The sequence below is a fragment of the Methylophaga sp. UBA2689 genome, from assembly GCA_002354555.1.
GTDB lineage: Bacteria > Pseudomonadota > Gammaproteobacteria > Nitrosococcales > Methylophagaceae > Methylophaga.
Window position 1 is genome coordinate 1 of sequence record DELT01000104.1, and the last position, 23,662, is coordinate 23,662.

General features: G+C 44.5%; 22 protein-coding genes and 1 riboswitch. Of the genes, 8 read left to right on the plus strand and 14 right to left on the minus strand.

Annotated features, from left to right (window positions below; genetic code table 11):
* Positions 1 to 593 precede the first annotated feature (593 nt).
* Entirely contained in the window at positions 594 to 1,682 is a 1,089-nt protein-coding gene (locus tag B3M51_RS13445) for an endonuclease/exonuclease/phosphatase family protein (protein ID WP_292759887.1), read from the minus strand.
* A gap of 597 nt (positions 1,683 to 2,279) precedes the next feature.
* Here B3M51_RS13445 and B3M51_RS13450 point away from each other — a divergent pair.
* A complete protein-coding gene (locus tag B3M51_RS13450; RefSeq protein ID WP_292759889.1) occupies positions 2,280 to 4,175 on the plus strand; it encodes a DUF294 nucleotidyltransferase-like domain-containing protein in 1,896 nt (631 codons plus the stop codon).
* A gap of 3 nt (positions 4,176 to 4,178) precedes the next feature.
* On the plus strand, positions 4,179 to 4,901 hold the full coding sequence (locus B3M51_RS13455; RefSeq protein ID WP_292759891.1) for a 3'-5' exonuclease: 723 nt from the start codon (positions 4,179 to 4,181) through the stop codon (positions 4,899 to 4,901).
* 10 nt (positions 4,902 to 4,911) lie between these two features.
* On the opposite strand, the gene B3M51_RS13460 is transcribed toward B3M51_RS13455, so the two are convergent.
* Both B3M51_RS13460 and B3M51_RS13465 read right to left on the minus strand, forming a co-directional pair.
* Positions 4,912 to 6,564: a BCCT family transporter gene (locus B3M51_RS13460; protein WP_292759893.1), complete on the minus strand. Its 1,653-nt coding sequence runs from the start codon at positions 6,562 to 6,564 to the stop codon at positions 4,912 to 4,914.
* 98 nt (positions 6,565 to 6,662) lie between these two features.
* On the minus strand, positions 6,663 to 8,027 hold the full coding sequence (locus B3M51_RS13465; RefSeq protein ID WP_292759895.1) for a hypothetical protein: 1,365 nt from the start codon (positions 8,025 to 8,027) through the stop codon (positions 6,663 to 6,665).
* Between the two features lie 456 nt (positions 8,028 to 8,483).
* Between B3M51_RS13465 and B3M51_RS13470 the strand changes: the two genes are divergently transcribed.
* Entirely contained in the window at positions 8,484 to 8,897 is a 414-nt protein-coding gene (locus tag B3M51_RS13470) for a universal stress protein (protein WP_292759897.1), read from the plus strand.
* Positions 8,898 to 9,398: 501 nt separating this feature from the next.
* Here B3M51_RS13470 and hpnC read toward each other — a convergent pair.
* From hpnC to B3M51_RS13495, 5 genes are read right to left on the minus strand one after another with little or no spacing between them, the layout of a single operon-like run.
* Entirely contained in the window at positions 9,399 to 10,313 is a 915-nt protein-coding gene (gene hpnC / locus B3M51_RS13475) for a squalene synthase HpnC (RefSeq protein WP_292759899.1), read from the minus strand.
* Entirely contained in the window at positions 10,303 to 11,589 is a 1,287-nt protein-coding gene (gene rmuC / locus B3M51_RS13480; protein WP_292759901.1) for a DNA recombination protein RmuC, read from the minus strand. Before rmuC ends, hpnC begins: the two co-directional genes overlap by 11 nt.
* Positions 11,580 to 12,239 carry an HAD family hydrolase gene (locus B3M51_RS13485; RefSeq protein WP_292759902.1) on the minus strand — a complete coding sequence of 220 codons (660 nt, stop codon included), beginning with the start codon at positions 12,237 to 12,239 and terminating at the stop codon, positions 11,580 to 11,582. The genes rmuC and B3M51_RS13485 overlap by 10 nt, the downstream gene beginning before the upstream one ends.
* Positions 12,239 to 12,940, minus strand: coding sequence for a bifunctional 2-polyprenyl-6-hydroxyphenol methylase/3-demethylubiquinol 3-O-methyltransferase UbiG (ubiG, locus tag B3M51_RS13490; RefSeq protein ID WP_292759905.1), 702 nt, complete (start codon positions 12,938 to 12,940; stop codon positions 12,239 to 12,241). The genes B3M51_RS13485 and ubiG overlap by 1 nt, the downstream gene beginning before the upstream one ends.
* The gene (locus B3M51_RS13495) at positions 12,937 to 14,256 is read right to left on the minus strand and encodes a TRZ/ATZ family hydrolase (protein ID WP_292759907.1); all 1,320 of its coding nucleotides are present in this window, start codon (positions 14,254 to 14,256) and stop codon (positions 12,937 to 12,939) included. Before B3M51_RS13495 ends, ubiG begins: the two co-directional genes overlap by 4 nt.
* A gap of 37 nt (positions 14,257 to 14,293) precedes the next feature.
* Between B3M51_RS13495 and mtnA the strand changes: the two genes are divergently transcribed.
* The 3 genes from mtnA to B3M51_RS13510 are packed head-to-tail and all read left to right on the plus strand — an operon-like array spanning position 14,294 to position 16,900.
* Positions 14,294 to 15,346: an S-methyl-5-thioribose-1-phosphate isomerase gene (mtnA, locus tag B3M51_RS13500; RefSeq protein WP_292759909.1), complete on the plus strand. Its 1,053-nt coding sequence runs from the start codon at positions 14,294 to 14,296 to the stop codon at positions 15,344 to 15,346.
* A 10-nt stretch (positions 15,347 to 15,356) separates the two neighbouring features.
* On the plus strand, positions 15,357 to 16,031 hold the full coding sequence (locus B3M51_RS13505) for an SDR family oxidoreductase (protein WP_292759911.1): 675 nt from the start codon (positions 15,357 to 15,359) through the stop codon (positions 16,029 to 16,031).
* Positions 16,025 to 16,900: a phosphotransferase gene (locus tag B3M51_RS13510; RefSeq protein ID WP_292759912.1), complete on the plus strand. Its 876-nt coding sequence runs from the start codon at positions 16,025 to 16,027 to the stop codon at positions 16,898 to 16,900. Before B3M51_RS13505 ends, B3M51_RS13510 begins: the two co-directional genes overlap by 7 nt.
* Before the next feature lie 5 nt (positions 16,901 to 16,905).
* On the opposite strand, the gene pnuC is transcribed toward B3M51_RS13510, so the two are convergent.
* The 6 genes from pnuC to B3M51_RS13540 all read right to left on the minus strand — a co-directional run bounded on the left by pnuC (position 16,906) and on the right by B3M51_RS13540 (position 22,323).
* Positions 16,906 to 17,520 (minus strand): nicotinamide riboside transporter PnuC, encoded by a 615-nt coding sequence (gene pnuC, locus B3M51_RS13515; RefSeq protein WP_292759914.1) that lies wholly within the window; start codon positions 17,518 to 17,520, stop codon positions 16,906 to 16,908.
* Complete coding sequence (locus tag B3M51_RS13520) at positions 17,520 to 17,777, minus strand: YkoF family thiamine/hydroxymethylpyrimidine-binding protein (RefSeq protein WP_292759916.1); 258 nt, start codon at positions 17,775 to 17,777, stop codon at positions 17,520 to 17,522. Before B3M51_RS13520 ends, pnuC begins: the two co-directional genes overlap by 1 nt.
* A 45-nt stretch (positions 17,778 to 17,822) precedes the next feature.
* On the minus strand, positions 17,823 to 19,964 hold the full coding sequence (locus tag B3M51_RS13525) for a TonB-dependent receptor (protein ID WP_292759918.1): 2,142 nt from the start codon (positions 19,962 to 19,964) through the stop codon (positions 17,823 to 17,825).
* Between the two features lie 61 nt (positions 19,965 to 20,025).
* Positions 20,026 to 20,131, minus strand: a riboswitch (TPP riboswitch).
* Between the two features lie 110 nt (positions 20,132 to 20,241).
* Positions 20,242 to 20,811 (minus strand): SRPBCC family protein, encoded by a 570-nt coding sequence (locus B3M51_RS13530; RefSeq protein ID WP_292481590.1) that lies wholly within the window; start codon positions 20,809 to 20,811, stop codon positions 20,242 to 20,244.
* Positions 20,812 to 20,898: 87 nt separating this feature from the next.
* On the minus strand, positions 20,899 to 21,819 hold the full coding sequence (cysB, locus tag B3M51_RS13535) for an HTH-type transcriptional regulator CysB (protein ID WP_292481588.1): 921 nt from the start codon (positions 21,817 to 21,819) through the stop codon (positions 20,899 to 20,901).
* 81 nt (positions 21,820 to 21,900) lie between these two features.
* Positions 21,901 to 22,323 carry a hypothetical protein gene (locus B3M51_RS13540; protein WP_292481586.1) on the minus strand — a complete coding sequence of 141 codons (423 nt, stop codon included), beginning with the start codon at positions 22,321 to 22,323 and terminating at the stop codon, positions 21,901 to 21,903.
* Between the two features lie 176 nt (positions 22,324 to 22,499).
* Between B3M51_RS13540 and B3M51_RS13545 the strand changes: the two genes are divergently transcribed.
* Both B3M51_RS13545 and B3M51_RS13550 read left to right on the plus strand, forming a co-directional pair.
* A complete protein-coding gene (locus tag B3M51_RS13545) occupies positions 22,500 to 23,300 on the plus strand; it encodes a sulfite exporter TauE/SafE family protein (RefSeq protein ID WP_292481584.1) in 801 nt (266 codons plus the stop codon).
* 30 nt (positions 23,301 to 23,330) lie between these two features.
* A partial coding sequence (locus tag B3M51_RS13550; RefSeq protein WP_292759921.1) for a phosphoadenosine phosphosulfate reductase family protein occupies positions 23,331 to 23,662 on the plus strand: 332 nt, incomplete at its 3' end.

Genomic DNA, 23,662 nt, shown 5'->3' on the forward strand with positions numbered 1-23,662 from the left:
TGCCAGGCTTTAATACAAAAAAATACCCGGTCCTCATAGAGGTCCGGGTATTTTTTTGTCTATCCATTTTACAATGACCTCACCTGGGCATGTGAACAATCCAAGTGGCCGCTAATTGCTCCTGCATACACTCACATCATTGGGCTCAGTTAAAGTAGCTCAAATCACAAACTACTTCGTCAGAGTGGCCTTTTTTATTATTTGCAGTTTAGAAAGAGTGACCTAATTGAACGAAGTGGTTGATTTTTGCTCCTGTAAAACCGATATGCTTTACTTCCTTGTAAATAACAAAAACGCCGGGTGCATTTTGGACGCTAAAAGCGTCCGAAATGTGAGATATAGGGATGTTGCACTTCATCATTGTAGGTCACCGAACACTAATGATTGCTCCTGCATTAGCGGCTTACGATGAACAGAGATGTTCAAGTGTCGCGGCAGCAGAATAGCGAACATCAAATCTATGAGAATAACTGACAGGATTTTTACAAATAATCTTGTCTAAAACGAGACAGCTTTCTCTATATCTAAGGGATTATAATCGTCGTAGGCCAGCGGTATTAATCTAGTTAGCATGTAAAAAATAATCTTAGTGTTCAACGAGGCCTAGGTACTTCAGTTTCATTTACTTGCTCTGAGTTCATCTTTTCTCTGGCTAGTGATTTATCTTCATGATCAGCATCTAACCCTGAAGCCGAATCATTATGCTGTGATTGGGTAAAAATCAATTGTGTTAATAGGGCAAAATGATCAGAACCAAATGCTGGCAGTCTTCGAATATCATATAGTTTAAATTCTTTGCTATGGAATAGATGATCAAGAGGCCAGCGCATAAACCAATACTCAGCATGAAATGTATTAAACATGCCTCTGCCTATCCTGGGATCCAGTAATTTACTTAACTTACGAAATAATCGTGTGGAGGGTGACCAGGCAACATCATTAAGATCCCCGGTAACTATCACCGGAATATCTGCATCCGCTACGCTTTTGGCAATCATAATGAGTTCAGCATCTCGTTCAGAGGACTCTTCATTTTCCGTAGGACTAGGGGGAGCAGGATGCAGAAAATGGATACGAATATTTTGTCCGGATGGCAAGGTTAACAGTGTATGCATGGATGGAATATCGTCTTCCACCAAAAATTCAGTTGTAGATTCTGATAACTGGTACCTGGAATAAACATGCATACCATAGAGGTTTTCCTGAGGGCAGCTCATCCGATAAGGGTAATCATTTTCAATTGATTTGAGTTGTGTTTGCCACCAGTGATCTGTTTCTAGAGTGACTAAAATATCTGGATTATTTTCCTTAACCAGTTTAATAAGTTTTTCAGCTTTCCTGTTCGTCATCAGTACATTTGCTGTCATGATTTTTATACTGTTTTCAGAGTCCAGATAAGCAGTCTGACGTACTTCTCTCGGATAAAACCTTGTGTAAGGCACTATCCACCATGATTGATAGCCAACAACAAACAATGTTGGTAATACAAGCAGCCAGAAACTTATATTTGAATAATCCAGGAAAAGAACTTCGCCGATTAACAATAATAGCGCCAATACAAGATATTGCATTCGCGGAAAATCATGTGCACGAACCCACCATATCTCTTTACTTGATAAGCTTAGAAAGGAAACACAAAGTAATAAAAAGACCAGAGAGGCAAATAAATAGATCAGGTTCAAAAGGATTCCAGAGTCAGTGTGGTAGGTATTTGTGACGTTAGCATAAAAGGGATTTTCGAACAGTCAAAATATTGAAGGTATTGAACTTTATTACAACCAATAACAATTTTTCATTTTATTTGGCAAAAGGCTAAAGCTTCAAAGAGTGGGGTTCCATTTATGGTTTTCCAGATATTTCAGCAGCTGGTTAACAAGTATTCGCGAAAGCGGTAGTTGAGCAATAAATGTACTTACGTAGTTAATGTCAAAGCCAATAATAGTCAAAGGCTGGTCTTAAGTTTTCTTTATTGATGGCTGTCAGCACTGCTACGGTTTTTGTAAACAGCTCATTCATCTCGTGTCAACAATAGTCGAGCCGCAGGTGGCATTGTTAAATTGCTGTTAATTTTGTTGAAGCAAATCATACTGTAATTAGCTAAATGATCGTCTATCATAGCTAATTTAGGCCTCAACAACATAGTGACGGTTTATCGCCCACCCTGCGGGTATAGGTTCAGGTTTTTCTACTAAGCCGCGACCTGATTTACTTGACCAATACTCATAGTTTGCAGGTCGCTGTGGGTAATCGACCATTACCACTGTTTATTAGAGATTTCCATGGAAGCAGAACTTCGAGAAATACGCGATCACCTGAGTCAACATCCCCCATTTGATAAGTTGCTGGATGAGTTGTTAGATGATGTCGTGGGCAATATTGAGATTACCTATTTTAAGGCAGACTCAATAATCCTCGAACGGGGGCAACCTATCCACGCACTCTCATATATTCGAAGCGGCGCTGTCGAGACTTATCACTATAATGGTGAACTCTATAACCGTTTGGAAGAAGGAGATATTTTTGGTCAATTTGGTCTTTTGCGACAAGGTAAGGTCCGCTTTCCGGTTAAGGCCATTGAAGATACCTTGCTTTATCTAATCCCCAAGACTATTTTTGATCGTCTATGTGACAATGATAGCTTTGCCGATTTTGTTGAGCTGTCTGGTTCGCGTTTGAAAAGCACGGTAGACGAGAGTCTGCGTGAAAATGACTTGATGACGACTCGGGTACGAAAGTTGATCAGTCGTTTGCCCCTGATGGTGGAAATCACAGTGTCGATTCAGGAGGCCGCTCGCCTGATGACTGAAAATGTGGTTTCTTCAGTACTTTTAATTGAGCCCGCAGACGAGGAAGACAGTGATGGCGTCTTTAGAGGTGATGAGGGCGGACTCTGGCGGCTGAAAGGCATGGTTACCGATGAAGATTTAAGGTCTCAGGTTGTTGCTGCCGGAGTTAAAACTGATAGGCCGGTAGGTCAACTTAGTGATGGCCGCTTAATTACTATTCAGTCTGATGAATCTGTCAATGAAGCCATGTTGACGATGTTGCGTAATCATATTCAGCGGTTGCCTGTGCTGCATCGTCGTCGCCCGGTTGGTGTTTTACATCTGTCTGATATCGTTCGTTACGAAACCAACAGCAGCCTGTATTTGGCCAGTAATATTTTTAGCCGGAACTCTGTGCGTGATTTGTCACGGTTGATTCCAGAAATACGCGCCGCTTTCATACGCCTGGTAGAAGCTGGCTCTAACGCAAAGATGATTGGCGACGCTATGTCCAGTATAGGCCGTAGCCTGATGCGGCGTTTGATCGAGCTGGCTGAAGATGAGTTAGGCCCAGCGCCTATACCTTATTGTTTTATGGTGCATGGTTCTCTGGCTCGCCACGAGCAATCGGTAATAACGGATCAGGATAATGCGCTTGTTTTGCATGATAGTTTCGATCCGCAGCATCACGATGAATATTTTAAAATGTTGGCGAAAAAAGTCAGCGATGGTTTGGATGCCTGTGGCTACGAATACTGTAAAGGCGGCATTATGGCCACCAATGAACAATGGCGGCAGCCCCTCGCGCAATGGAGACGCTATTTCGATGAGTGGATTGCTGACCCCGATCCTCAACGGCTTTTACACAGCTGTATTTTTTTCGATCTGGATGCTGTGTATGGCGAAGAATATTTAGTGGAAAACCTGCAAGATATGATTGCAACCAAAGCGCGTTATAATCCACGCTTTTTGGGTGCAATGGCCCGTAATGCCTCGAATCGAAGACCACCTTTGGGTTTCTTTCGTACCTTTGTGATGGAAACCGATGGTCGTCAGCACAAGGTGATTAATATAAAGGGGCGAGGTTTGGCTCCTATAACGGATGTGATTCGTGTGCATGCGTTAGCGGTTGGTTCGAAAGCTCAGAACAGCGCTGAACGTTTGCGGGATATTGAGCATGCAAACATTTTACCTGTTGGCCAGGTCGATAAACTGCAGTATGCGCTGGAGTTTATTGCTTTAGTACGCATGCGTCATCAAGCGTTTGAACTACGAAATGATCAGGCGATAGACAATGCTATTGAACCAGAAAATATTGACACAGCAGAGCGTCACAATTTGAAAGAGGCTTTCCAGGTGGTCAATAATGCACAGAATTTTCTTCCTTATCGTTACCCATACTCGGCATAGTGAATGTTTAAAAAACGATCGCAACAGAGTGTGATTGATGAGTGGCAGCGTTATCAAGCGCAGCAGGCGAAAGCTTGTACGAATCCTACACTACAACGCTTTTATCAAATGCCGTTGATGGACCCGGAGGTGCCGCTTTCAGAAGTGTCGTTTGTGGCTCTGGATTTTGAAACTACCGGATTAGACCCAAGGGAAAACGAAATAGTCAGCTTCGGTCTAGTGCCTTTCACCTTACGAAGTATTCGACCATCAGATGGTTATTATCAGGTGGTGAAGCCGAAGTGTATCTTGTCTGAAGAGTCTATTGCCTTTCATCGTATTACTCACTCTCAGGTAGCTTCTGCACCGCCGTTGGAAAGGGTGCTAGATGAACTGCTGGGACGATTGAGTGGTTGTATAGTGGTTGTTCATTACCAACACATAGAGCGGCCTTTTCTGGACTTGGCCTGCCGAAAATTATGGGGCGAGCATTGTTTGTTCCCATTAATTGATACGATGGCAATCGAAGCGCGTTGGGAACGCAGAGGTTGGAAACACCAGTTGAAAGAAGCGTTGGGCTTACAACCGGTGTCGATTCGACTCGATAATAGCCGCCAGCGGTATGGTTTGCCAACTTATTCAGCTCACCATGCCAAGGTAGATGCCATGGCCACGGCTGAGCTGTTTTTAGCTCAGGTGGCCAGGCATTACTCTCCCACAACGGCAATTGGTCAATTGTGGGAGTGAATGGGTCAGGCTACCTGGGCTCGGTCATTAAGCCGCGAACAATGGCATAACAACCTACCAGTAGCACGATTGTGAAAGGAAGACCTGCAGAGATGGCTGCCGCTTGCAGAGCAGCGAGTCCCCCCCCCAGCAGCAAGGCGACAGCGATAGCGCCTTCGATAACGCCCCAGAATACACGCTGTGGTTTAGGTGCGTCGATTTTGCCACCGGCGGTAATGGTATCGATAACCAAAGAGCCGGAGTCTGAAGAAGTGATAAAGAACACAATGACCAGGATTATGCCAATAAACGACGTGATCTCTGCAAGAGGAAGCTGTTCCAGCATCACAAAAAGTTTTAGTGGCAGATCTGCTGACACTACACCTTCAAAGCCAGATTGCAGTTGCGTGATCGCATTTGTGCCGAATGCGGTCATCCAGAAAACCGAGACGATAGATGGAATCAATAGCACCGAGGTTAAAAAGTCGCGTACTGTACGACCACGACTCACTCGGGCAATAAACATGCCCACAAAAGGCGACCAGCTGATCCACCATGCCCAGTAGAATGTCGTCCAGCCTTGGCTGAAGTTAGCGTCTTCTCGACCAAAGGGATTCGATAATGCAGGAAGTTCAGTTAAATAGCTGCTTAAGTTAGAAAAAAAGTTTGAAAAAATAAGCAAGGTGGGACCAACAAAAACCACAAACATGAGCAGTACAAATGCCAGTACCATGTTAATTTCTGATAGCCGTTTTACACCTTTGTCGACACCGGCCAAAATTGAAACAATAGCGACTGCGGTGATGGCTGCGATTAGTAGAACCAGCACTACGTTTCCATCGCCTATGCCAAACAGATAATCTAACCCCGAAGCCGCTTGTTGCGCGCCAAGCCCCAATGAGGTTGCCAGACCGAAGAGTGTGGCAAACACCGCCAAAATATCGATAAGGTGACCAGGCCAGCCCCAAATTCTCTCTCCCAATATAGGGTAGAAGATAGAACGTACCGTGAGTGGTAAGCCTTTATTGAATGAAAAAATCGCCAGTGATAGCGCCACAATGGCATAAATAGCCCATGGATGCAGACCCCAGTGAAAAATAGTGGCGGCCATACCCAACTGCCGAGCAGCCTCAGGGTCGCCGGCTGCACCACCGAGTGGTGCCCAATCGGTTCTCAGACCATCAGCGCCCACGCTGGTACCGCCAAAAGCGCTGTTATAGTGAGATAGCGGTTCCGATACGCCGTAGAACACTAGTCCAATACCCATGCCAGCTGCAAACAGCATAGAAAACCAGGAAAGCCGAGAAAAGTCTGGTTTGGCTTCAACCCCGCCGATGCGAATACTACCCAGTGGTGAAATAATCAAGCCCAGACATAAAACTACGAATATATTGGCAGACAACAGGAAAAACCATGTCATGTTGGTATTGATCCAGTTTTTACTGGCCTCAAAGATCGTAGTGGATTGTTCTGGTAAGGCCAGTGATAGGAACACAAAAGCCAACACAACAATTGCCGAGAAGATAAAAACGACACCATGAAGATCAACAGTGATTCCGAAATGTTTGGCTCGGTAGTTATCTTGTCCAATCTGATAATCGGTATCTATTAAATTGGTTGCGCCATTGGGTGCGCGTACACCTGCTGATTGAGGTTCAGCGGAGTTATCGGATTGACTACTCACGTTGCTATCCTTTTATTAAAGAGTTTTTTGTATAAGTGTAAGCACACTATAAGAATTCAGCACCGCCTGCTGGCGATGCTGATCTAAGACGTTCGCGCTTAGAAGTAATAGCCAAAATTGATCAGGAAACGAGTCTGCCACTCGTCGTCGGCATTGGCTCCGAGGCGATCGCCAAAGGCTGCATCACCACCGACAAACTCATTGCCGTTTGAAAAGCCCACTTCGTTGTAAATGTACCAACCACCTCGAGCTAGAGCCACACCGGCAACGATCATTTCACTGTCATTGAATCCACCCTTATCTTTCACGATGGAACTGTATTCCAGATAAGGTAGCACGTAGTCCAGCCAAGAAATGTTATCGGTAGGTTGGTAATAGCTTAGAGAAACTGCAGGTATCCACCCTTTGGCAGCCGCTGTACTTGGGAAGTCATAGGCACCAAATTGCACCAGATCATCTGTACCCAGTGCCTGGCCAACATCGACATCAAATTCGTAGCGTGTTAGTTGTGTAGCTAGCTTAAGGTTACCCCATTGATTAACCATATGAACCGAGGCGGCGTAGTGGTCACCGTCGGATTGTTCCCCGCGGCTTTTCAGTTCACCTGCTTGAAGCGAGAAACCTAGGTCAGTTGAGCTGTCATCACTACTGTTGAATGAATATATACCCCGAACATTGATTTGATTGCGTTCTTCATAACCACCACCAGACTCATCAACGACATCATAGGAGTAGCGGGCGCTATCACGACTGGCACCAGCATAATGTCCTTCATCACTGGAGTAATAGGCCACATCCCACGCCCATTTACCAAGTTGCGTACTGTATTTAATCCCCAAGTCCATATCATCCGACAGGCCAAGATAGTAGTGTTGGTCGAACAACCAGGCCTGTGAGACACCATATGCACCTGGACCAAAAGGTGCGCGATTGACGCCCAGCTGAATCTGACTATTGTCATCAGGGCTGTAACCCACCCAACCAGTATGTAAGAAATTATAGCCATCGTACCAACGGTACTCGATTTTCGCTGAGTAAGGTCCGTTGTTATAATCTAAGTTTACACGCAGGGTATCCAGACCAACATTACCATCATCTTCCCAGGCCCGACCCGGTGCGCCGCTATCGTTTGCTTGGTAATCACCTACTGTGTACATGGCTCGAATAGCACCGCCTACTGTCCAGTTGCCAATCTTAATTGGCGCGTCAGCTTCGTTGAGCTTCGCATTGGTTTCCGCCAAATCTTTATTTTCGGTTTGAATGCTTTCAAGTTCAGCATTGACCAAATTTAATTCCGCTTCAAGCTGTTGAATACGCTCTTTGAGTTCTGCCTCACTAGCAGCAAAAGCAGATCCTGATGTGAGAAGCAGAAGACTCAAAAAGGGGACATGAGCCCATTTTTTTAGTGACGATTGTGAATTTAATTCTTGTCGTACAAGGTTACGGTGATTGAGTATGGTCATTTATCGAATCTTATCTGTTGGCTAATGGTTGAGCACAAACTTACTTTGTAAACAGCTGTGTATTGCAGTCAACTCTACAGTAGCGAGCTTGAACTGTGCAAATGGCTGTAGCTTTGAAAGAGCATAATTCTTGCGTCATCATCCGCGCCAAATTAAAGAGTCGCTTTAGCTTTTTATCGTCGGAATCACGTGATGTAGGTTGTTTGAAAAGGGGGCATTCGAAGGACAAAATCTGAGGCAGTCATCGCGTTGTTGCATTTCTTGCTAGGGTTCAGAGGCCGGAGCCTGCCCCATTTATTATTGGAGCAAGGGACTTTCTGAACATGATCAATTATCTAAATAGATAATGTCTTATTGGACAAAGTCTCTTTTAAACCTTAGCTTGGTGTCAAAGCAAAACTAAAGATGGAATTTAATTTTACTTTGATTATCAATGACAGAGCAGGAGATAAAATCATGTATTCAACTATTATGGTACCGGTTGATCTGGAACATGCCGCCACCCTGGAAAAAGCAATCAGAACTGCTGCTGATATTGGTAAGTTATACCAATCTAAAGTCATACTAGTTGGGGTAGTCAGTTCTGCACCGAGCAGCGTTGCTCATAATCCGGAGGAGTTCGCACAGCACCTGGAGCAGTTCACCCAGTCACACACTGAACAATGTGGCTATCCGATGGAATCAAAAGCCGTGACCTGCAATGATCCAGTGGCAGAACTGGATCGGGCGCTTGAAAAAGTCGGTGATGAAGTCGGTGCTGACCTGGTTGTCATGGCATCACATGTTCCGGGTTTCATGAATCATCTGTTCCATGCCAATGCCAGCCATCTGGCGGAGCACGAGCATATTTCGGTATTTATCGTTCGCTGAATAATTACTATCTGCCGCCTTGAATCACCTCAGGTTTCGACGAAACAATGTTAGCCCTGTTTCTCTCCAACTAGCTTTTGAGCGTTGACGAACTTTATAACCCGATTCAACTAAGCCCTGACTCATAAAGTAAATAAATCATTAGCTTATTGGTAATCAAGATTCATCCGAATTGCGATCTATTTCAGCGTCAGAAAGTTCGCGCTCGGCTTGTTTGAGTTACTGTTGAAGCGCTTCAATTTGTTTTGGTAAAGCCTCAACATCTTGAGCAGATGCTTGAAAACTGGTTGTATCCAGCGGAAGCAACAGTTTGAAAAACAGTAAATATTTGATTAGAGGGGAGCATATTTTGCGGGCACATTTATTCCTTACGGACTGATAATTGATGATTTCCACCGACCTTTATTATTAAGCCGCTGATGCGCCTGCGATTGATATGGATTTAAGATCTGACCTAGCATTTATTTGACGATATTCTAAAACTGGTAGGCATTTCTGTTGTTAACGATGGAGATGCTTTTCCTGTAGTAATTTGCTCGCAAGGGCATGGTATCGATGCTTTGATAAGGCGTTTGTTAGCAGCATAAGATGTTGTGATTTGCTTAATCGTGGCCGGCTAAGAAGTGCATGGTCAGATTGCCGGATTAACAGTGATAGCGTCTCTATACCGCCCAATGTCATGGCGCGAATCTCCCAGCCGAGCAGACCGGTTAATGTCATACCAAGCTGATACCCTTCTTGCATCAATTGCAACGTATATTGATAAAGAGGGCGGAGAACCACGGATAATTTTTGCGTATCTCCGGCAAGAAGTTGTGAATCATCAATGCCGGCTGCTTTAAGATAATCTTGCGGTAAGTAAATACGGTTTTTTTCAAGATAATCCTGCTCAATATCCTGATAAAAATTAATTAACTGTAATGCCGTGCATATTGCATCCGATTGCTCAAGCTGTGATTGATTGGGAGAGCCCTCAAGATGTAGAACTAACCGACCTACTGGATTGGCAGAATAATGACAATAATCAAGCACTTCCTCAAAGTTGGCATAACGCGATTTCACAACATCTTGTCGAAAGGCAATCAAGAGATCTTCAAGTAATTGGACCGGTAAAGAAAACAACTGAATAGTGTTCTGTAAAGCAATAAAAATCGGATCGTCACCGGTATATTCCCCGGTTTCAATTAGGCGCAACAGGACACTGTATTCATTCAGCCTGGCGAGACTTTCAGCTTGCGACATATCACCTTCATCAGCAAAATCATCGGCTGAACGGGCAAATGCATAAATTGCAGCAATTGGGCGACGTAACTTTTTGGGCAATAAAATTGATGCCACCGGAAAGTTCTCGTAATGCGATGTCGCCATGTTGAGACAAAAAGCATACGCATTTTCAAGCTCGGATTTACTCCTCATCGCTAAGGTTTTGAATGTGCCGGGGCATTTGTTCTATGGGAGGTAATTCTGTGATTTCATTTTTACTGCTGATGCCCATTTCAGTAAATTTTCGTGCACCCGGTAAGACCTGACGCTCCAGAGAGCCAACCGCGCTATTGAAGTGATTCACACTACTGCCCAGGCTATTTCCGAGTTTACTTAGATGGTTGCCGAAGGTAGAAAGCCTTTTATAAAGCGTTTCTCCTAATTCGCGAATAATTTCAGCATTTTCTGCCAAAGCCTGTTGTTTCCAGCCATAGGAAACGGCTCTTAACAGGGCGATAAAGTTGGTGGGTGTGGCCAGAATAATATTCTGGCTCATGCTGTCTTCCAATAAGGCCGGATCCACTTCCAGTGCAGCGGAGAGGAATTGTTCGCCAGGAATAAATAACACAACAAATTCGGGAGACTGCGAATATTCAGCCCAGTAATTTTTGCGGGACAATTCCTTAATCCGGCCGCGAATGATTTGAGCGTGACGTTTTAATTCAAGTTTTCGGGTCGTATCATCTTTGGCCTGAATGGCGGATAAATAAGCATCCAGAGGTGTTTTGGCATCGACGATAATTTCGCGTTTTTCCGGTAAGCGAACAATCATATCGGGGCGGATACTACCTGTTTCAGTGGCCGTATGTGTCTGCTCGTAAAAGTCACAATGCGCCACCATGCCACTCAGCTCTGCCAAACGTTTTAGAGTCATTTCTCCCCATTGGCCGCGGACTTCCGGGCGGCGCAGTGCCTGTACCAGATTTTGTGTTTCCTGTTGCAACTGTTGTTGACTTAAATTCATTTGAGTTATGGTTGAGGTCAGACTGCCATAAGCTTCCTTGCGATCTTTTTCAATTTCCTGAATCTGCTTGCTGGTCTGCTGCAATGCTTCATTGATTGGTTTAAGCATTTGCTCAATGGCTTTTTCTTTCGATCCCAAATCCGCTTTTGCTTCACTTTGGAAACGTTTCAGATTTTCTTCAGCCAGTCGCAAAAAGCTGGTGTTATTTCGCGTTAATGCTTCATTGGAAAGTTGATTAAAGGTATTGGCTAATTGCTCACGGGTTTGCGATAGAAGCTCATCCATTTGCCGTTTGTTTTTTTGTTCCAGCTGCAATGTCAGATCCAGCTCAGCATTGTTTTTTTCCAGTGTGCGAATTTTGCCACTGCGAATAAACAGACCGATAACAATGCCCAGCAAAATACCAACCAGCAAAACGATCAATAAGTCCTGGTGTTGCAGAAAAAACTCGGGACTTAAATCCATTGTAAAATCTCATGTGGGTGATTAATCAGACAGTCAGCCTGCCAGGATTCCGGGTCATCAGTTTCGGAAATATAGCCATATAAAGCGACGACGGAACGCATTTGGGCATTATGTGCTGCCTGAATATCACGTTCTGCATCGCCGATATAAATACAGTCCACAGGTTTGGCATCCAGCAGTTCACAGGCATGTAACATTGGCGCTGGATGCGGCTTGCTATAGGGTGTGGTATCGGCGCTAACAATGCATGCGGCTGATTCGGTTAATTGCAATGCTTCCATCAGTGGAATTGTCAGGAAGGAAGGTTTATTGGTGACAACTCCCCAACGAATATCATTGGCTGCAAGACTCTCAAGCACTTGTTGCATGCCGATAAATAAAGCGGATTCGCGGGCGATATTTCCTGCATACAGACTTAAAAAGCGTTGTTGCAGAGCCGGATAAACAGGGTCTTCTTTTTCAATGCCAAATCCCAGCTTTAACAAACCAGCACTACCATGGCTGGCCACAGGTCGAATTCGTGCATGATCCAGTGGTTGATGACCCTCTTGCTCTAATAGCGTATTTAACGCATAGCCAAGATCAGGTGCCGTATCGACTAATGTGCCATCCAAATCAAACAGCACAACATTAAAGGGAGAAATAAACATCAGATCCGTCGACAATGAACAAGGTAATTAACATCAACATCTCTGCTGAGTTTATAACGACGGGTCAGTGGATTGTAGCTGATGCCGGTGATGTCATAGACATGCAGACCAGCTTCTCGACAGCAACGGGCCAGTTCTGCCGGGCGAATAAATCGTGCATAATCATGTGTGCCTTTGGGTAGCATTTTAGCAATATATTCGGCACCGACAATGGCTAACAGATAGGCTTTTGGATTGCGATTCAAGGTGGAGAAAAACACATCACCACCCGGTTTTGCCATTGACGCACAGGCATTAATAATCGCCTGTGGGTCGGGCACATGTTCCAGCATTTCCATGCAGGTCACGACATCAAATTCATCCGGATGTTTTTCCGCCATGGCTTCTGCAGTTGTCAGTTCGTATTTGATTTTCAGCCCAGCTTCCAGTGCATGCAGTTTGGCAACATTGAGAGGCATTTCGCCCATATCTATGCCAACAGTTTCTGCACCGCTTTTGACCAGTGCTTCAGTGAGAATACCGCCACCACAACCTACGTCTAGGGCCTTGGCATTTTCCAACCGGGTTCTTTCATTAATAAACGCGAGTCGCAGCGGATTGATTTCATGCAGCGGTTTGGATTGACCTTCCGGATCCCACCAGCTTGATGCCAGTGCATCGAATTTAGCGACTTCAGCTGGATCGACGTTATGTTTTGTCATGAGACAGACCTTATTTTTGTTGCCCATTGTTGAGCTTGAGCAGTGATATGCTGTGTGTTCATCGTGGTCAATTGATGTTGTTTCAACAATTGTTTGCCTGCCACCCAGACATCGGAAACCTTATCGCGTCCAGTGGCATAAACCAATTGTGACGGCAAATCATAAAATGGCTGCGTTTCAATATCACTCAAATCAATAGCAATGATATCGGCGGCTTTACCTATTTCAAGTGAACCGGTGATGGAATCAATGCCCAGTGATTTAGCAGCATTAATGGTGGCCATCTGTAACGCCTGGTATGCAGGCACCACACTGGGATCACCTGCCACACCTTTTGCTAACATCGCGGCCTGATGCATTTCGGCAAACATATCCAGATCGTTATTCGATGCCGCACCATCAGTGCCGATGCTAACATTGACACCACGCTTGATGAGTTCGGCGATTGGTGTGAAACCACTGGCCAATTTTAAATTAGACTCTGGACAATGCGCGATGTGAACACCCGCTTCGGCACACCAGTCCATTTCTTCTTCTGTCAGCTGCGTCATATGTACCGCAATCAAACGTGGTGAAAGCAGTCCTAAATCTCTAAGCCTTGCCAATGGACGTTTGCCATACTGGGCTACACTGTCTGATACCTCAGCAGCGGTCTCATGAATATGCATCTGTATTGGTAAATCCAGTTCTTCGGCATTAATGATGATGGCTTGCAGTGTTTGGTCTGAAACGGTGTACGGGGCATGAGGTGCATAGTTGGTGGTAATACGCGGATGATGTCTATACTTATCATGTAGGGCCTGGCCTTTATGTAAGTACTCATTTACATCTCTTGCCCAGTTTGTTGGAAACTCAATTACGACCATTCCGAGGCTGGCGCGAATACCGCTGCTATCGACTACTCGGGCAGTTGCTTCGGGAAAGAAGTACATATCACTGAAACAGGTGGTACCACCACGGATCATTTCGGCGATAGCCAGAGCAGAGCCGGCTTCTACAAAAGCGTCACCAACAAACTGCTGTTCAGCGGGCCAGATATGGTTATTAAGCCAGGTCATCAGCGGTAAATCATCAGCTAAACCGCGGAATAATGTCATAGCGGTATGGCCATGATTATTAATTAATCCAGGCATCACGCAATGTTCATCCATATCCTGTGTCTGAGTAGCTTGATAAAGCTGTGCCGCCTGAGTTTGCGGTAATAGCGCTACAATATTGCCCTCATTGATGACAACAGAATGATTTTCGAGAATTAGTTGTTCTGCCGTCATCGGCAGACACCAGCGGGCATTAATGATCAGATCGACGTTTTCCATAGCGTCCGATTATAACCGCCAATAGCAGGAGAACACAGTGCAAAGCACCAGTGAAATGATTCGACCCATCAAGTGGCATGACCAACAGCTGCATTTGCTGGATCAGCGTTTACTTCCAACGCAGCAAATCTGGCTAAATTATGAGCATGCAAGTGAGGTCAGTGTTGCCATTCGTGAAATGGTCGTGAGGGGCGCCCCGGCAATTGGCATAACGGCTGCTTATGCCGTGGTTTTAGCCGCCCGGGAGGCTTGGAACAAGGCGGGTGTAAACTGGAAACAGGCAATGTATGAGCCTTTGGCCAAACTGGCAGAATCGCGTCCTACAGCGGTGAATCTGTCTTGGGCAATCGAACAAATGACAGCCATTTATCTAAACTTGCCGGAAACCTATTCTCCAGAAACGGCATTATTGGAAGCAGCTATCCACATTCATCAGCAGGATATTGCGGACAACCAGACCATGGGGAAACTGGGAGCGGATTTGATTGCTGCAGACAGTATGGTCTTAACCCATTGCAATGCTGGTGCACTGGCGACTGGCGGGGTGGGGACAGCATTAGGTGTAATAAGTCAGGGCTATTCAGATGGCAAAATAAAACATGTCTATGTCGATGAAACGCGTCCTTGGTTGCAAGGTGCGCGCTTAACCGCCTGGGAATTAATGCAGGGCAAAATTCCGGCGACTTTGCAGGCAGATGTCACTGCGGCCTCATTAATGGCTTCTGGTAAGATCAATTGGGTTATTGTTGGTGCAGATCGAATTGCTGCCAATGGGGATGTGGCTAATAAAATCGGTACTTACTCATTAGCCGTATTAGCAAAATACCACCAGGTAAAATTTATGGTAGTAGCACCTTTATCAACCATTGATTGGCAAACTGAAACCGGAAAACAAATCGAAATCGAGCAACGCCCATCAAGGGAAGTGACTCATATTGCCAACCAGCAAATTGCGCCGGATGGGGTACAGGTATCGAATCCGGCCTTTGATGTCATACCGGCAGAGCTGATAAACGCTATTGTCACCGAAGCAGGCGTTGTGTTGTCACCCTCAACGACTACAATGAAAAACCTTCATAAGCACAATTAAGGAGCAGGATATGTCACAAACCGCACTGGTCACCGGTAGCAATCGAGGTATCGGGCTTGAGTTATGCCGGCAATTAAAAGAACGTGGCTTTGATGTGATTGCGACATGTCGCCATCGCTCTCCAGCTTTAACTGAACTGGATGTAGAGATTATTGAAGATGTTGAAGTCAGCGATCCAATCAGCCTTAAAGCACTCTCGGAAAAACTCGGCGACCGTAAGATCGACTGGTTGATTAATAATGCCGGTATTGCGGCAGGTCTTGGGCTTAATGATATTGACTCCAATGCCATTGATAGTTTTAAGAGCATGTTTGAAGTCAATAGTCTTGGTCCTTTGTTAACCACCCAGGCGTTAGTGGAACATATGTCCCAGGGTAGTAAGGTAGGCATTATTACCAGCCGGATGGGATCTATCGCTGATAATGACTCCGGTGGCAGTTATGCGTATCGCATGTCCAAAGCTGCAGTAAATGCCGCAGGCAAATCGTTATCTGTTGATTTAAAACCCAAAGGTATTGCTGTGGCTATTTTGCATCCGGGCTGGGTCAGAACGGATATGACTGGTCATGGCGGCTTGATTGATGCGGATGAATCAGCAAAAGGCTTGCTGGATCGGATGACAGAGTTAACTATCGAGAACACAGGCACTTTCTGGCATATGAATGGTGAAGTATTGCCTTGGTAAACTACCCATCGCTTTCACAACAGCAGCAACGAGGCTTGCCGGTACTGCAAAAACCGGCAAGCAGAATACCCGCCCAGTTTAGCGATAGCAGCCATCAACTGTGGTTTTGTGAAACTGTCGATGGACCGATGGTTTTGAAGTTGTGTGATCATGCCAATATCGATCAGTCGGCTTTCTGGCAAGGTATGAATAGCCTGTTTTCCATCAATTTTCCGGCATCTTTGGGAAATATTGCAGAAGTATACCAACGTATTTCCTCTATTAGTCCTTTGGCCATTCCATCATTAATTAATTCGATGCAAGCGCAGTTTTTGTTGGCTCGGTGGTTGCCAGGTGATGATGTGGAACCATCAGCTATAACACCTTTAACGATTAAATCATTGGCTAACCATCTCGGTTTGATGCATCAACAGCAGCGTCCCCAATGGGGAAGTCTGCAACAACCAGAATTTACTGCAATAGATTGGCCGCTGCGGCTGAAAAAGACCTTGCAGCAACAAGCTGATTCGATTGAGCAAACTGTTTTACAACAGGCGTTGAAGCAGGCCGAACAACTTTCTGAAAACACGTTTGTGCCAATCATGCCCGATTTGCGTTGGGATCAGTTTCTGATGCAGCAAGGTAAGCTTTCTGCATTGGTTGATCTGGATGCGATTGTTTATGGTCCAAGAACGTTAGAATTTGTGTTGCTTGAATATTTGCTGGATCAATCACAGGCAGAACAGTTTGCTGCTGATTATCAGAATAATCAGGTCATCCCTGATCTGACGGATGTTCGGCTGCCATATCGACTATTACTATTTTTGATGAATGTTTTAGGTGAGACAGATTTGAATTCCTGGCTCAACCATCCCGAACGGTTTGGTTAAGCAGTTCAAGTCTGGGGTTGGGATGCTAATAACTTACGCCATTTGAAATACCCAGCCATAGCGAGAAACAAATAAATACTGAACATCACGATAGTGGCGTAAAAACCCGTCAGTGCATAAAGCACAATCGCTGAACTGTTGATAACCTGCCAATATAACCAGTTTTCCAACACTTTACGTGCCATCAATAAAGTATTCATCACCGAAAATACCATCACAAATACATCCAGATACGGATATTGGGTGGCATGTGCCGACAGGTAATAGCCAAACACTAAACTTAGAAATCCACCAGTGGCAATAAAGATCAGATGATATTGCCATGGCCAGCTGTGAATATTCAGTTCTGCAGTCTGATTTTCATGACGATGCCAGAGAATAAAGCCATAGACCGCCATACCGATGTAATACAGGTTGAGCAGTGCCTGCATCGGTAACTGGTTTTCCCAAAACAGGATGGTGTAAATAATGGTACTGATAAACGCTAATGGCCAGCACCATTGTGATTCTCGGGCAGCAAACAGGATATAGCCAATGCCGAGAAGAGCTGCAAATACTTCCCAGCCACTCATGGACGCCAGTCCAGCTAGCGTAATATCCCACCAAGCTGATTCAGACATCAATCTTCGACTTGATGACGATCATTACCGATCAGTTTCAATACAAAAACGCTATGCGGCATCTGGGCAAACACGGCTTCAATTTCACTGTCCATCGCATCCATTACATCACGGTACTCGCCAAATATCTGCGTGCTCAATGTATTACGATGCACGATTAATTTCGGGTTGTTTTCCAACTTGGCAATAAACGCCAGAATTGGTTCAACAAATTGTTCAGTCAGCGGATAAAGGCTGATATCTACAGAAATTCGCATGATAGTTTCCTTAAGAAAGGAGGGGTGCTACAGCACCCCTGTTAATTAATAGTCGTATGAGACGGTCATGCCAAAAGTACGTGGGTCGCCATATTGCTTATACGTTTTTTCCGTATAGTTATCACGTGGATCGTTACCAAAGAAAAAGCCACGTGTGTAATAGTCTTTATCAAATAAGTTACGGCCCCACAGTGTAAATTTCCAGTTCTGTTGTTGATATTGCAAACTGGCATTAGTGATAGCATAAGAGCCGGATTTGGCATCATGGCTATTGGAAAAATAGAACTCGTCTTTACCTTCAATATTGGCGCGCAAAGTCCAGTTTGGATTCAAATAGACTTCACTGCCCAGAGTAAACTGGTAAGCAGGAGCATGGGCCTGGCGTCGGCCCTCTACGTTAAATCCCTCTGCTTCAAGTTCTGGATTTTCATACTCATCAAATGTAGCACTCAGCAAACCCAGTGCAGCAAAAATTCTGAATTGATCATTTACTAACCAGTCCATATCAGCTTCTATACCAATATTTTTGCCTCGCGCGGCATTATCAAGCGAGTCTTCGAATTCAACACCTACTGGGATAGAGCTTTTGACTTGGGCATCACGTCGAAGAGCATAAAAAGCAGTTATGTTAGTGGTTAAATCTCCCTCAAGCCAAAGTGATTTCAAACCTACTTCCAGATTCCACATGTACTCTGTATCAAACTCACGCTTGCTGTTTGGCAAATCATCATTATTATTCACGCCGCCTGATTTATAGCCCCGAGATAATGAAGTAAACACCATGTGGTTATTAGTGAGCTGATAATTTAAGCCCAGCTTCCCACCAAACAACGTTTCACTAGGATCCAGATCCAATCCATTGGAGTCTTCATAATCCGCTTCAAAGCGCTCGACGCGTAAGCCAGAAATTAATGTCAGTCTGTCGGTTAACGCGGTATCCAATTGACCAAACAATGCTGTGTTATAAGTTTGGTAATTGTTCTGTAAATTGCCAAAGTCGGAAATCAGATCCAGATCTTCATCCTGTGACAGGAAGTAAGCACCGATTACCCAGTCCGTTGTTCCATTAAAAATTCGTCCCGCTTCATCTGATAATAATCGAGTTTCAAATGAATAGTTTTCCCGGCTGCGATTAAACGTTTCTGACGCATCATATGGACAGAAAGCGTCATTATCGAAATCGTTATCAGTACAGTTTGCTTGCTGTGCAGGTGTTAATGAATTGAAGAAGTCAGCATTGGCTGCAGCATTGTTCCAATCAGCATCATAACTATAGGTAATATCTGATTTACTGTAGGTTAATGCCGATTCCATCGACATTGCCCGATTAATTTGCCAATCAGATTTCAATGCAAAAGCATTGGTATGTTGCTTATCTTCACCTGGAAAATCCGCAAGACTATTCCGGCTGTTATCCAACGTGAAAGCATCATAACCATTATCAATATTGAGATGCAGCAGATTCAGGTCAATGGTTAAATCATTATTCACTAACCACTTTAAATGACTGCGTGCCGTGATCTCATCACGATTTTGTGTATTGTCACGACCCAGAAAATCGTTATCCATAAACCCGTCGGATTGATAGGTATGGACAGCAACACGGCCCAGTAAGGTATCTTTTATTAATGGCCCACCAACTGCAACACCAACGCTACGGGTATTGTAATTACCAACTGTAGATTCAAAATCCATATCCAGTTCGTTGGTGGCCTGTTTGCTTTGCATATTGATTACGCCAGCAAGTGCATTGGTGCCATAACGGGTTCCCTGTGGACCTCGCAGCACTTCAACCTGTTCAATATCAAATAATGTCGCGGCACCACCAGTGCGGCTGAAATCAATACCATCAATAATTAAACCCACAGATGGATTTAAAGGTGCAGCAAATTGACTGCGTTCACCAATACCGCGGATCTGAAAGAATTGACCACGAGACGCACCACTGGAAAGATTCACATTCGGAGCCAGATTCAGCACATCTTCAATATGTTGAGCGCCACGGGATTCAATGATTTCCTCATCAAACGTTGTCAGACTGACCGGGATGTCCTGAGCTTCCGCTGGACGGAAGTCGGCACTGACTAGCATTGACGGTAAATCAGTGCTGTCGTTTTCGGTTTGTGCAACTGCGCCGGGAGCAAATAGCGCGCTGGTGACTGCGATGGAAAGCAGGGAGGGTTTCATAACTATCCTTTTTAATTTCATAAAAAGGACAGGGGATCACACCATTTGCATTGAACTAGCAAGAAGGGGTTGCCGCCTGTCCCTACGCCAGTATTATCTGGATCAGGTTCATCGGGTCTCCACCAACTGGTGAATCTCAGGCCTTTCGACCACCCCGAGGCTTGTATTAGCAAGTAGGTGAAATATACAGAAAAAAGTGGCATTTTCCCACCTTTGTTCGTTGGACAGATACAAAAAAGGCGTCCAAGGACGCCTTAGTGTTTAGGTCGTTGATAACTTATTTTTCACTTTTAGCTTTCAATGTGTCCAGACCTGAACGGAAGATACCTTGGATGGCATTGGTTGCCGTTTCGTCATTTAGCTCTTTTGGCTCATGGTGGTTACCAGTATAGCCACGGAAAAATTTCGCTAGCCAGGTAACTTTCGTTTGATCGCCTTCAGCTTCAACCGTTAGCCACGCTTTGTATTTGCTGACTGGTACGGCAGGGATATCATGCATTTCGCCTTCAATATCAACCTGTCCAACAGAACTCATTTCATCAATCTGATACATAAAGCTCATTGATTCTTCGTCAAATTTTTTCAATGTTTCAGTGATGGTTGAATCGTTTTTAAGTGTTAAAACGCGTGTCGCACCAGGTTCATTCCCACCTTCTGCCTTAGTTGAAATAATCGCCGGGTGCCATTTGTGCAGACTGTCGAAATCTTTAACCATGTTCCACACAGTTTCAGCATCAGCATCAATCAATACTGTTTCTTCGACTTGCAGACGTGAAGCGCCATGAGCAAATACCAGCGCAGGTAACAGGAATAAGCCTGTTACCAGGACTTTTAATACAGCTTTCATTATATTTCCTTCTTATATTTCATTTGTAATGCCAAAATTTAGCCCGATTAAACTACCATTACCTTCCGAAATGCTAAAGGGAAAAATTCACAATGCAATCGCATTCTGAATAGTTGAGCGTTGCAGATGGGGAGCAAAAAACTCAATAAAAGCATAACTGTAACCGCGAAGATAACTGCCTTTACGAATTCCCATATGGGTTGTACTTGGTTTAAATAAACCACTGGCATCCAATGCCTGTAAAGGAGCATCTTTTGCTGGATCAAATGCCATGCTGGCTATAATGCCAATACCAAGCCCCAGTTCTACGTAGGTTTTAATAACATCAGCATCTGTAGCGGTAAAGATAACGTTAGGTTTAAGACCTCGTTCAATAAAAGACTGATCCTGTTGCGCGCGACCGGTAAAGCCCATTACGTAGGTCAGTATTGGATATTGTGAAATAGCTTCAAGAGTGAGTTTTTTTTCATTCAAAAGCGGATGTCCCGGTGGCGTTATCACGGTGCGATTCCACTCGTAGCAGGGCAAAATTGCCAGATTATCAAATTTAGATAAGCCCTCGGTTGCTATCGCTAGATCAACTTTACCGGTGGCCGCCATTTCAGCGACTTCAGGTGGGGTACCTTGCACCATATTTAAGTGCACATCGGGATATTGTTCTGAAAAGGCCTTAATAGCTTTTGGTAGAGCATAACGTGCCTGAGTGTGCGTAGTGCCGATTGAAAGTGTCCCTTTTTTTTCATGACGACTGTCAGCCGCCTGTTCACGTAAATTATCAACTTCCTGTAATACCCGTTCAGCCATGGCAATAACGGATTCTCCCAGCGGTGTGACAGCCGATAAACGTTTGCCATGTCGTTCGAATATTAACAGCCCCAGCTCATCTTCCAGTAACTGAATCTGATTACTTACACCTGGCTGAGAAGCATGCAGTGCCTGAGCCGCTGCCGATATACTGAGGCCACGACGAGCCACTTCGCGAACATATTTTAATTGTTGCAACTTCATCCGCTATATCCGTAATTATTATTAGTAAGGGTAAATATATAAGTTTTTAGTGATAAAAGACTAGTTATGGCGTGTTACGTTTTACATTTCAATGATTGGAACACCTTGCTGAGGAAGCTGGAAAGGCACAGTTGTTTGATACTGTTCACTTTCAACCATAGATTCACCATCCCGGGTTAAAATATTTTGCATCTCAGACTGTGCCAGGTATTCGCATTTATTTTGAAAACACACTTTTATAGCCAAAGTGAGTGGCTCAGCGTTTTCAATAATGTCATTATCAGAGGTTTCCGGAGCTTGAATTAAAGCAGGTGGAAAAATAATCTGTGCAGGCTCAAACACCCGGTTTGAATCGGCAGGATTAATAAAAAAAGCTGTTATTAAAGCAGAACATGCTGCTGTTATAACTAACAAAATTCGATAAGTTGTCATCTTCAGCCTCTCATCCCAGAGTGGAGTTGGAGTTAGAGCTTCGTCTATACACCGTGAAAGAAATGTGAACAATTAGCAGTGTCAGTCAATTGACGTTAAGGCTATGTTAAAGATTGACTCTCGGTTCAAATGGCATGGATTTCTTTATATGCTTTTAAGTTATATAGATAGAAAATAATATTCATTGATTGAATATCGCCAACTGGTAAACTTGCTGCCTACAAAGCAGGGTAAAGGTCAATTTATTAATGGAATGGGGTTATTTGCTGGCAGGCCTGGGCGTAGGCATTATGGTCGGGATGACAGGCGTGGGTGGCGGATCATTGATGACCCCCATTCTGATTTTTGGGTTTGGTATTCAACCTGCAATCGCTGTAGGGACAGATTTATTGTTTGCGGCGGTAACCAAAGCAGGTGGTATCTGGGCTTATTGGCGGCATGGCGTGGTGCATTGGCGCGTAGTCTGGCGGCTTGCCGCAGGGAGTCTACCGGCCACATTGCTGACACTATGGTTTCTGAGTACAACCGGTGTTCATGAAGGTAAGCACAATGATCTGATAACGGTTGCTCTGGGCATCGCTTTAATTTTAACGTCCAGTGCATTACTGCTGAAAAACTGGCTGGCTGGGATCATGAAAGCACGTCAGGGGCATCCTTTAGTGAATTATCTGTATCGTTTACGACAGGATGAAGCCTTGAAGGCACCGGCAACCGTCATTATCGGCGCTTTGTTAGGAGTGATGGTGACATTATCATCGGTAGGTGCGGGCGCTTTGGGAGCGGTAGTTTTATTGTTTCTTTATCCACGGATGCGTGGTGTTGAAATTGTGGCAACCGATATCGCACATGCGGTTCCTTTAACGGCAGTGGCAGGATTAGGACATTCTGCAGTGGGTACGGTGGATTGGTCGTTATTATCTTACTTGCTGATGGGATCGTTACCAGGCATTTATATTGGCTCACATCTGGGAGTAAGAATCTCAGATAAGATTTTACGGCCGTTGCTGGCAATCATTTTGTTATTGGTTGGGATCAAATGTTTGCTTTAACAAACTAAACGAATGAAAAAGTAATTCAAAATGACAGAAATTAATGAAAAGCTTCAACTGAAAATTGATGCTGTAAAGCAGTTGCTGGAACAGATCGCAGCTGATTATAGTCCTGCAGTCTTGGCGACCAGTTATGGCGCTGAAGATATGGTTTTAATGGATTTGATTGCCAAATTTGCACCGCAAATCGGTATCTTCACTTTGGATACCGGTCGACTGCCCAAAGAAACTTATGATTTAATGCAGCAGGCTAAAAAGCACTATCAGCTTGAAGTTGAGGTTTATTATCCCGATACCCTGAGTATTGAACAGTTTGTCACACATAACGGACCAAACGCGTTTTATGACAGTGTCGACCTGCG

What these genes read in the sequence shown, in the direction of transcription:
- B3M51_RS13450 (WP_292759889.1), top strand. Translation starts at nt 2,280, where the DNA reads ATGGAAGCAGAACTTCGAGAAATACGCGATCACCTGAGTCAACATCCC.
- B3M51_RS13455 (WP_292759891.1), top strand. Translation starts at nt 4,179, where the DNA reads ATGTTTAAAAAACGATCGCAACAGAGTGTGATTGATGAGTGGCAGCGT.
- B3M51_RS13465 (WP_292759895.1), bottom strand. Translation starts at nt 8,027, where the DNA reads ATGACCATACTCAATCACCGTAACCTTGTACGACAAGAATTAAATTCA.
- B3M51_RS13470 (WP_292759897.1), top strand. Translation starts at nt 8,484, where the DNA reads ATGTATTCAACTATTATGGTACCGGTTGATCTGGAACATGCCGCCACC.
- hpnC (WP_292759899.1), bottom strand. Translation starts at nt 10,313, where the DNA reads ATGAGGAGTAAATCCGAGCTTGAAAATGCGTATGCTTTTTGTCTCAAC.
- rmuC (WP_292759901.1), bottom strand. Translation starts at nt 11,589, where the DNA reads ATGGATTTAAGTCCCGAGTTTTTTCTGCAACACCAGGACTTATTGATC.
- B3M51_RS13485 (WP_292759902.1), bottom strand. Translation starts at nt 12,239, where the DNA reads ATGTTTATTTCTCCCTTTAATGTTGTGCTGTTTGATTTGGATGGCACA.
- ubiG (WP_292759905.1), bottom strand. Translation starts at nt 12,940, where the DNA reads ATGACAAAACATAACGTCGATCCAGCTGAAGTCGCTAAATTCGATGCA.
- B3M51_RS13495 (WP_292759907.1), bottom strand. Translation starts at nt 14,256, where the DNA reads ATGGAAAACGTCGATCTGATCATTAATGCCCGCTGGTGTCTGCCGATG.
- B3M51_RS13505 (WP_292759911.1), top strand. Translation starts at nt 15,357, where the DNA reads ATGTCACAAACCGCACTGGTCACCGGTAGCAATCGAGGTATCGGGCTT.
- pnuC (WP_292759914.1), bottom strand. Translation starts at nt 17,520, where the DNA reads ATGTCTGAATCAGCTTGGTGGGATATTACGCTAGCTGGACTGGCGTCC.
- B3M51_RS13520 (WP_292759916.1), bottom strand. Translation starts at nt 17,777, where the DNA reads ATGCGAATTTCTGTAGATATCAGCCTTTATCCGCTGACTGAACAATTT.
- B3M51_RS13525 (WP_292759918.1), bottom strand. Translation starts at nt 19,964, where the DNA reads ATGAAACCCTCCCTGCTTTCCATCGCAGTCACCAGCGCGCTATTTGCT.
- B3M51_RS13530 (WP_292481590.1), bottom strand. Translation starts at nt 20,811, where the DNA reads ATGAAAGCTGTATTAAAAGTCCTGGTAACAGGCTTATTCCTGTTACCT.
- cysB (WP_292481588.1), bottom strand. Translation starts at nt 21,819, where the DNA reads ATGAAGTTGCAACAATTAAAATATGTTCGCGAAGTGGCTCGTCGTGGC.
- B3M51_RS13545 (WP_292481584.1), top strand. Translation starts at nt 22,500, where the DNA reads ATGGAATGGGGTTATTTGCTGGCAGGCCTGGGCGTAGGCATTATGGTC.